The sequence below is a fragment of the Enterobacter cloacae complex sp. I2 genome, assembly GCF_014896205.1.
Classification (GTDB): Bacteria; Pseudomonadota; Gammaproteobacteria; order Enterobacterales; family Enterobacteriaceae; genus Enterobacter; species Enterobacter quasihormaechei.
Genome location: NZ_JADBRA010000042.1, coordinates 1 through 7,682, shown reverse-complemented (window position 1 = coordinate 7,682; position 7,682 = coordinate 1). Strand labels below are relative to the sequence as shown.

The 7,682-nt window shown below is 56.5% G+C and carries 6 protein-coding genes; 3 read left to right on the top strand and 3 right to left on the bottom strand.

What is annotated here, in order from left to right; genetic code table 11:
* Positions 1 to 254: porin (locus tag IM300_RS22490; protein ID WP_226842416.1), on the top strand; the 254-nt coding region annotated here is incomplete at its 5' end.
* A gap of 40 nt (positions 255 to 294) precedes the next feature.
* Here IM300_RS22490 and IM300_RS22485 read toward each other — a convergent pair.
* Positions 295 to 1,158 (bottom strand): N-acetylmuramic acid 6-phosphate etherase, encoded by an 864-nt coding sequence (locus IM300_RS22485; protein ID WP_193038355.1) that lies wholly within the window; start codon positions 1,156 to 1,158, stop codon positions 295 to 297.
* A 153-nt stretch (positions 1,159 to 1,311) separates the two neighbouring features.
* Here IM300_RS22485 and IM300_RS22480 point away from each other — a divergent pair, with 153 nt between their 5' ends.
* Positions 1,312 to 2,928, top strand: coding sequence for a sensor histidine kinase (locus IM300_RS22480; RefSeq protein ID WP_193038354.1), 1,617 nt, complete (start codon positions 1,312 to 1,314; stop codon positions 2,926 to 2,928).
* Positions 2,925 to 3,644 (top strand): two-component system response regulator DcuR, encoded by a 720-nt coding sequence (gene dcuR / locus IM300_RS22475; protein ID WP_006811173.1) that lies wholly within the window; start codon positions 2,925 to 2,927, stop codon positions 3,642 to 3,644. Before IM300_RS22480 ends, dcuR begins: the two co-directional genes overlap by 4 nt.
* On the opposite strand, the gene IM300_RS22470 is transcribed toward dcuR, so the two are convergent.
* Together IM300_RS22470 and IM300_RS22465 are read right to left on the bottom strand one after the other, a co-directional pair.
* The gene (locus IM300_RS22470; RefSeq protein ID WP_193038353.1) at positions 3,625 to 4,587 is read right to left on the bottom strand and encodes an FAD:protein FMN transferase; all 963 of its coding nucleotides are present in this window, start codon (positions 4,585 to 4,587) and stop codon (positions 3,625 to 3,627) included. The genes dcuR and IM300_RS22470 overlap by 20 nt on opposite strands.
* Positions 4,588 to 4,645: 58 nt before the next feature.
* Complete coding sequence (locus IM300_RS22465; protein ID WP_193038352.1) at positions 4,646 to 7,426, bottom strand: flavocytochrome c; 2,781 nt, start codon at positions 7,424 to 7,426, stop codon at positions 4,646 to 4,648.
* Positions 7,427 to 7,682 lie beyond the last annotated feature (256 nt).

Below are 7,682 nucleotides of genomic sequence, written 5' to 3'. Positions count from 1 at the left end.
CATCTCTGGCATGGGTTTACTCTAAGGGTAAGGACATGACTTATCCAGGCTACGCTGGCAACCCGCAGGGCCAGAAAGGCGATATGGATCTGGTTAACTACATCGACGTAGGCATGACCTACAGCTTCAACAAGAACTTCTCCACCTACGTTGATTATAAAATCAACCTGCTGGACGAAGATGACGCCTTCTACAATGACAACGGTATTGCAACCGATGACATTGTTGGCGTCGGCATGATCTACCAGTTCTGATCCACACAAACAGTAAAGCCCGCAATGCGGGCTTTTTTATTTACGGCGCTTCCTGCAAGGCCAGGCGAATAAACCCGTTATTCTGCACCAGCAGCTCATGGGCTTTCCACGCATCCAGACCCGTCAGCACCATCAGTACCGCCGTTTTACACTGGTGGTTACAGCTTTCCAGCGCGGCCTTCGCCTGCGCACGGGAACATCCCCCCGCTTCCATCACAATGGCAATCTGTCGCTCGGCCCATTTGGTGCTGCTTGCTTCCAGATCGACGCGCAGGTTGCTGTACACCCGTCCGGTCCGTACCGCCAGACCGGTGGTAACCATATGCATAATCATGCTTTGCGCAATGCCCGCTTTGGTGTTGGCATACCCGGCAACCACGTCAGCCCCCAGCTCGGGCGCAATGACCATGCTCGCCAGCTGCGCCGCTTCACTTTGAGCATCCTCCGTAATGAGCGCGACCGTTGAGCCCAGAGACCACGCATGACGCATCGCGCCCCACACCCAGGGCGTTTTGCCGCTGACGGACAGCGCCAGCATCATGTCGTGCTCGCCAAAATCAATGGTCTGGAGATCGGCAACGCCGCGCGCGTAGCTTGCGGCGTTATCGCCTGCTGTGATCGCAATAACGGGATGTTTTCCCGGCGCGAACGCTTCTGCCGCCTGCTCCGCCACGCGTCCGGACGCGCCCGCGCCGGTCAAAATCAGACGTCCGCCGTGACTCAGCGTTGCCGCCGCGTTATCTACCACGCGGGCCAGCATCGTCATGTGAGGGGTAAGTACAGAAGCGATTTGCGCGTCATCCTGATGAATGACGTTAAGCATATCCAGCGTGGATAATCTGTCGATGTTCGTCGTGCTGGCCTGCCGTCTTTCCCTGGCCGTACCGGTAAGCATAATGCTCATAAACTGCCTCCTTATTATGAGTACCCACACACTATAAAGTGTTTTATATAGGTCACCTGAGAGGAGGCTCACGAAACGCCTCTCTTTACATGGCTTTATGAAATGGCCTTCATCAGCGATAATTAGCCCTTTCTTTTTCATCGCGGAGTGTTAATGAGCGATTTGCGGCCCTTCCCCCCGATGCGCAAGCGTCCTATGAAGCTGAATACGCTGGTTACGCTGATGGTGTGCGCCATTATCGGCTCTGTGCTGCTGGTGGTGTTCGCGCTGTACTCCGTGCAGATCACCCGCGCCACGCGCGATGACGTGAAGGATACCGCGCTGGGTATCGCCCGAACGCTGGCCGACAGCCCCGATATCAAGCGTGGCCTGATGGCCTCACCCCAGGCCGGCATCATCCAGCCGGTTGCCCAGGCGGTGACGAAGCGCAACGACCTGCTGTTTACCGTGGTCACCGATCTGCGCGGTGTTCGTTATTCCCACCCCAATGAAGCGCTGTTAGGGTTGCATTTTATCGGCGACGATCTGACGCCTGCCCTGGAAGGGAAAGAGAATGTCTCTGTAAACCGCGGCGCGCTTGCGGAAGCGCTGCGCGTCTTTACGCCCGTGTATGACGATCGGCACGACCAGATCGGCGTAGTGGTGGTAGGGATTTCGCTGAATAAGGTGGAAGATCAGATTGCCCGCGGACGGCTCAACGCCGTGTGGACCATCCTGTTCAGCGTTCTGATGAGTTCACTGGCGATATGGGGCCTGGTCAGGGTGCTGAAACGCATACTCTTCGGGCTGGAGCCTTACGAGATCTCCGCCCTCTTTGAGCAGCGTCAGGCCATGTTACAGTCCCTGCGAGAAGGTGTGATGGCCGTAGATATGCACGGTCGCGTGACGATGATTAACCACACCGCCAGAGAGATTTTACTCCTGACCTCGGGCCAGCACTCCGAAAGCAGCAGTGAACCGCTGCTAGCCAGCCTGCGCGAAGTATCAAAAACCGGCATTGCTCGCCAGGATCAGGAGATCGGCTGTAACGGACGGCTGCTGCTGTGCAACATGGTCCCCGTGAAAAGCCAGAATCAGGTGATCGGGGCGATCAGCACGTTCCGCGATAAAACCGAAATCAGCCAGCTAATGCAGCGTATTGATGGCATGGTCAATTACGTTGATGCCCTGCGCTCGCATACGCATGAGTTTATGAACAAACTGCACGTGATCCTCGGCCTGCTGCACATGAAGCGCTACGATAAGCTGGAGGAGTACATCATCCAGACCGCGCAGAATTATCAGACGGACATCGGTGCGATACAGCGCAAGGTTAAATCGCCGGTCATTGCGGGTTTCCTGCTGGGTAAAATTAACCGCGCCAAAGAGGCCGGAGTGACCCTGACGCTGGCGGAGGAGAGTCAGCTTCCGGACACCACCAATGAAGAGCAGGTTGCGGTGCTGATCACCGTGCTGGGCAATTTAATCGAAAATGCCCTGGATGCGATGGAAGGTCAGCCGGAAGGCGAGATCGGCCTGCTGCTCCATTACCAGAACGGCTGGCTGAGCGGAGAGGTCAGCGATGACGGCCCCGGGATTGATCCCGAGCGGCTGGAGGCTATTTTTACAAAGGGCTACTCAACAAAAGGTGAAAACCGCGGCGTTGGGCTGTTCCTTGCACGTCAGCAGATCCAGAACCTGGGCGGCGATATTACCGTCGAGTCGGAGCCTGGCGTATTTACCCAATTTTTTGTTCAGATCCCCTGGGATAGCGAGAGGAATATCGCGTGATAAATGTGTTAATTGTCGATGATGACGCCATGGTAGCCGACCTCAACCGTCTGTATGTAAACCGCGTTGAGGGTTTTAGCTGCTGCGGCGTCGCGTCCACGCTCAACCAGGCCGAGGCGCTGATCGCAAACCCTGGCCAGCCGATCGATCTTGTGCTGCTGGATGTGTATATGCAGCAGGATAACGGGCTGGATCTGCTGCCCATCATCCGCGCATCGGGCCGCCCGATCGACGTCATCATGATCTCGTCGGCGTCCGACGCCGCGACGATCCAGACGTCGATGCACTATGGCGTGGTGGATTACCTGATTAAGCCGTTCCAGTTCCCGCGTTTTGAAGAGGCGCTGAACGGCTGGAAGGCCAAGCGCAGCCTGATGGGATCGCATCAGTATTATGAACAGGCCGACGTCGACAGGCTGATCCACGGCGGCGCGCCGGAGCTGGCCGACAGCAAAAAATTACCGAAAGGATTAACCCCGCAGACGCTGCGCACGATTTGTCAGTGGATCGACAGCCATCCGGAAATGGAATTTTCCACTGACGATCTGGCGAATGCGGTCAACATTTCGCGCGTTTCCTGCCGCAAATACCTGATCTGGCTGGCGCAAATTAATATCCTGTTTACCAGCATTCACTACGGCGCGACCGGCAGACCGGTGTATCGCTACCGTTTGCAGCCGGAACAGGTCGGGCTGCTCAAACAGTACTGCCAGTAATGCGGTAGCTGTCGTCCAGAAGGGTAAAGCGGAAGTGGTGCATCGAGGAGATCACCACTTCTTTTGTTTTGGTGACAAAGATGGCTTCAATATCGGGGCGCGAACGCAGTGCGGCACACCCCTTCTCCACACCCATGCCGTAGATCAGCGTGGTCCAGATATCGCCGTCGATGGAGTCTTTCGACACAATCGTCACGCTGTCCAGTTCGTTATCCAGCGGGTAGCCGGTGCGTGGGTTAAGAATGTGATGATAGCGTTTGCCGTTCTGCTCAAAGTAGCGCTCATAGGTGCCTGACGTCACGACCGACCGGTTCTCTACCGTCATCGACCCAATCAACGCGTCTCCGGCGAACGGTTTTTTCAGGCCGACGCGCCAGCCGCCCTCCGGCGAGCCTAACGTCTGGATGTTGCCGCCGAGATTAATTAACCCCAGCTCAACCCCCTCTCTACGCAGAAGGTCCCGGACCCTGTCAGCGATATAGCCTTTGGCGATTGCGCCCAGGTCGATCTCCATTCCCGGGCGAGTGAGAAATACGCTGCTGCTGGCTTCATCCAGCACCACGTCCGCAGGATGCGTGATGTTCAGCAAGGCAGCGATCTCGTCTGCGGGCGGCACGGCGTCACCCTTAAAGCCAATTTTCCAGCGTTTGACCAGCGGGCCGATCGCCAGATTAAACGCACTGTCTTCCATTTGGCTGGCCGCTTTCGCGCAGCGGATCAGGTCAAACACCGGGCGACTGACGGCAACCGGATGCTGACCGGCAGCATGGTTGATGTTCATCACCTGCGAATGCGCGCGGTTGACGGTAAGGAGATCTTCGTACTGTTTGATCAGGCGAAACACGCGGGAGGCGAGCGCTTCGTCGTGGGAAAAGAGTTTCAGGAGGATGGGCGAGCCCATCAGAACGGCGGAGTAGCTGTAAACGCGATGGCTATCAGGCATTGCATGAGTCCTCATATGTAGCCCCGGCAGGCACCGCGCCGCCGGGGAAACAGGAGCCTTACCGTGTTTTCGAACGCATAGCCGCCTGATGTCCTGCTAGCGTACCAAAAATAATGATATCTGCCACCGCGTTACCGCCGATGCGGTTACCGCCGTGGATACCCCCGACAACCTCACCCGCAGCAAACGCCCCTGGCAATACGTTGTGGTTGCTGTCCAGCACGCAGGTATCGGTATTGATGGTCACACCGCCCATGGTGTGGTGTACGCCCGGTGCAATCTGAATGGCGTAGAACGGCCCTTCGTTGATGGGGGCGCGCAGCGCGGTGGTGCGGCCGAAATCATCGTCGTGCTGTTTTTCCACAAAACCATTGTAGCGTTCCAGCGTTGCCAGGAACTGGTGGTGATCCATCCCGAGCGCTTCCGCCAGGGCTTTTGGCGAGCTGGCGCTGGTCACGAAGCCTTTCGCGATGTACTCATCCGCCGCTTTGTTTTTAGCCCGGACATGCTCGTCAAAGACGATGTAAGCGTATTTCTCCGGCAGCGCGATGATTTGCGCCGAAACTTTATCGCGGGTCTCCATTTCGTTGAAGAAGCGGTTCCCCTGCTGGTTGACCAGAATCGCCCCGCCGCCGCGGATGGATTCGGAAATCAGGTACGACGTTTTCTGCTCCACGGTTGGGTGGATCTGAATCTCGCCCATATCCACGGTGCCTGCGCCAATACGTTCCAGCAGCGCGATACCGCCGCCGGTTGCGCCTTTGTGGTTAGTCGTCACGAACCCTTCCAGGTCCGGACGGTATTTCACCACCATCTGGCTGTTGGCGCTGAAGCCGCCCGTTGCGACAATCACGCTTTTGGTTGCCACGGTGAGGGTTTCGTTCTCTTCGGTGGTCAGACGCACGCCGGTGACTTCGCCATTTTCAAAGATGATGTCGCTGACGGAGGTATCCAGCATCACTTCGATGTTGCGTTTGTTGACGTTACGCACCAGGCCGCTGATCAGATACCCGCCTACCGCGGAACCGTCTTTCGGACGGTGCGTACGGTCAATGCTCATCCCGCCGGTGGTGGTGATGTCGTTCAGCATAATGCCGCGCGTGGCCAGCCACTCAATCGCCTCCGGCGCGTTCTCCACGAAGCGACGCAGCAGTTCAGGGTTGTTTTTGTTGCCGCCGCCTTTCAGGCTTTCCTGGTAGAACAGCTCTTTGCTGTCCTGAATACCTTTCACGCGCTGGAAGCGGGTCTCTGCCGCGTTCATCCCTGCCGAGGCTTTAATGGTGTTACCGCCGATGGTTGGCATTTTCTCAACGATCAGTACGCTCGCGCCTTCGTCATGCGCCTGGATCGCCGCCGCCAGCCCTGCACCGCCGCTGCCGACCACGACCACGTCGACGCTTCTGGTTTCATTCGGGTCTGCACCCTCTTCTGCCGCCAGCGCTTTGCTGGATTTCAGCATCGCTTTCGAGACTGCTTTTTTCACCGCCTCGCTCTGGCTGGTTGCGCCGGTGATGGCGTCCACGTGCGGGGTATTGGCATCCAGAATACGGGTACGGATCTCTTCGAAGCTGGTGACAAACTCCACGTCTTCGCTCGGTCCTGAGGCCAGCTCGATATCAGCAATGCGATCGGTTTCAAGACTGACGTTGATCACCAGCTCGTTGGCATCGTCCTGCACTTTTTCAACGAAGGTGCCCGGTTTGAATTTCGATTCACCCATGCTCATGTCGCGGATCATCGCCTCTACCAGCGAGAAGCGCCACAGCGGTTCCGGGATGTTCAGCTCTTCGCGTCGGGTACTGTCCATAAACAGCTCAAGGCTTTCGCCCGCCGCGATGCGATCGGTCCAGTCCGGGTAGGCGATGGTGGCGCGGCCTACGGCAATCAGGTCGTAGCCATGATCCAGCGCTTTATTCACATCGGCAGCATTCACCACGCCGCCGACGCCCATTACCGGTATCTGTGCCAGCGTGTCAGAACGCATCGCGCAGTATTTTTCGATAAGCGGCGTCGGATCCTGCGTGTCGACGATAGATGGACGCAGGGCGGCGCCAAGGGAGAAGTGAAGATAATCCACCCCGCGTGCGGCCAGTTTTTCCAGCAGATACAGGGTGTCTTCGAAGCGGATGCCCGGGACTTCCAGCTCTTCCGGAGAGAAACGGTAGCCAATGATGAACGCGTCGTCCGCGTACTGGCGCACCATCTTGTGGGTGATGTCCAGCACCGCCAGCGGGAATTTCGCGCGGTTATCGCGGCTGCCGCCCCACTCGTCGTCGCGCTGGTTGGAATTCGGGGAGTAGAACTGCTGGATCAGATAGGTATTCGCCCCGTGAATTTCGACGCCGTCAAAGCCAGCCTGAATCGCGCGGCGTACGGCGTCGCCAAACTTGCCGATCATGCCTTCCACTTCTTCTGAGGTCAGGGCAACCGGCGTCGCGGCACCGTCACGCGGCGCGGCAACCGCGCTTGGGCCAACCGGCGTGCGACCCCCAATCAGTTTTGGGTCGACCATACGGCCGCCGTGGTAGATTTGCAGAAGGGCTTTAGAGCCTTTGGATTTGATAGCGTCAGCGATTTTCGCCAGCCCGGCGATTTTCTCGTCGTTATCAATCCCAATTGCACCCGGGAACGCCAGGCCGAGATCGTCAACAAAACAGCACTCAACGATAATGGTGCCGATGCTGCCAGCGCGGGCGCGATAGTACTCCACCAGCTCGCTGGTCACGGTGCCATCGTAATAACCGGTACAGGTTGTCATTGGGGCCATTAACAAACGGTTTTTGAGTTCAGTACCATTCGGTAATGTGAAGGGGCTAAAGATTCGTTCGTTAGTGCTCATAATAGAAACTCCAAACTTTAAAATTAAGAATTCGGTATCGGGATCGTTTTATTTCGTATTTTTTGCCGATGTCATGGAAGTAATATAATGCTTTTTTTAGCTTCCAAAGCTATTACGTTAGTTAATAAACTATTTAATCCCTGCGGTAACATTAATAACACATTGGTGTTAGCAGGAATGTTTCACCCATTCACATTAATTTAAAAAAAGTTAAATCAGCAAAGGTCAAACCAATACACCTACACCAATAGAAATC

Excerpts from the sequence above, each read along its gene's own strand:
- IM300_RS22485 (WP_193038355.1), bottom strand. The coding sequence starts at position 1,158 with ATGAGCATTATGCTTACCGGTACGGCCAGGGAAAGACGGCAGGCCAGC.
- IM300_RS22480 (WP_193038354.1), top strand. The coding sequence starts at position 1,312 with ATGAGCGATTTGCGGCCCTTCCCCCCGATGCGCAAGCGTCCTATGAAG.
- IM300_RS22470 (WP_193038353.1), bottom strand. The coding sequence starts at position 4,587 with ATGCCTGATAGCCATCGCGTTTACAGCTACTCCGCCGTTCTGATGGGC.
- IM300_RS22465 (WP_193038352.1), bottom strand. The coding sequence starts at position 7,426 with ATGAGCACTAACGAACGAATCTTTAGCCCCTTCACATTACCGAATGGT.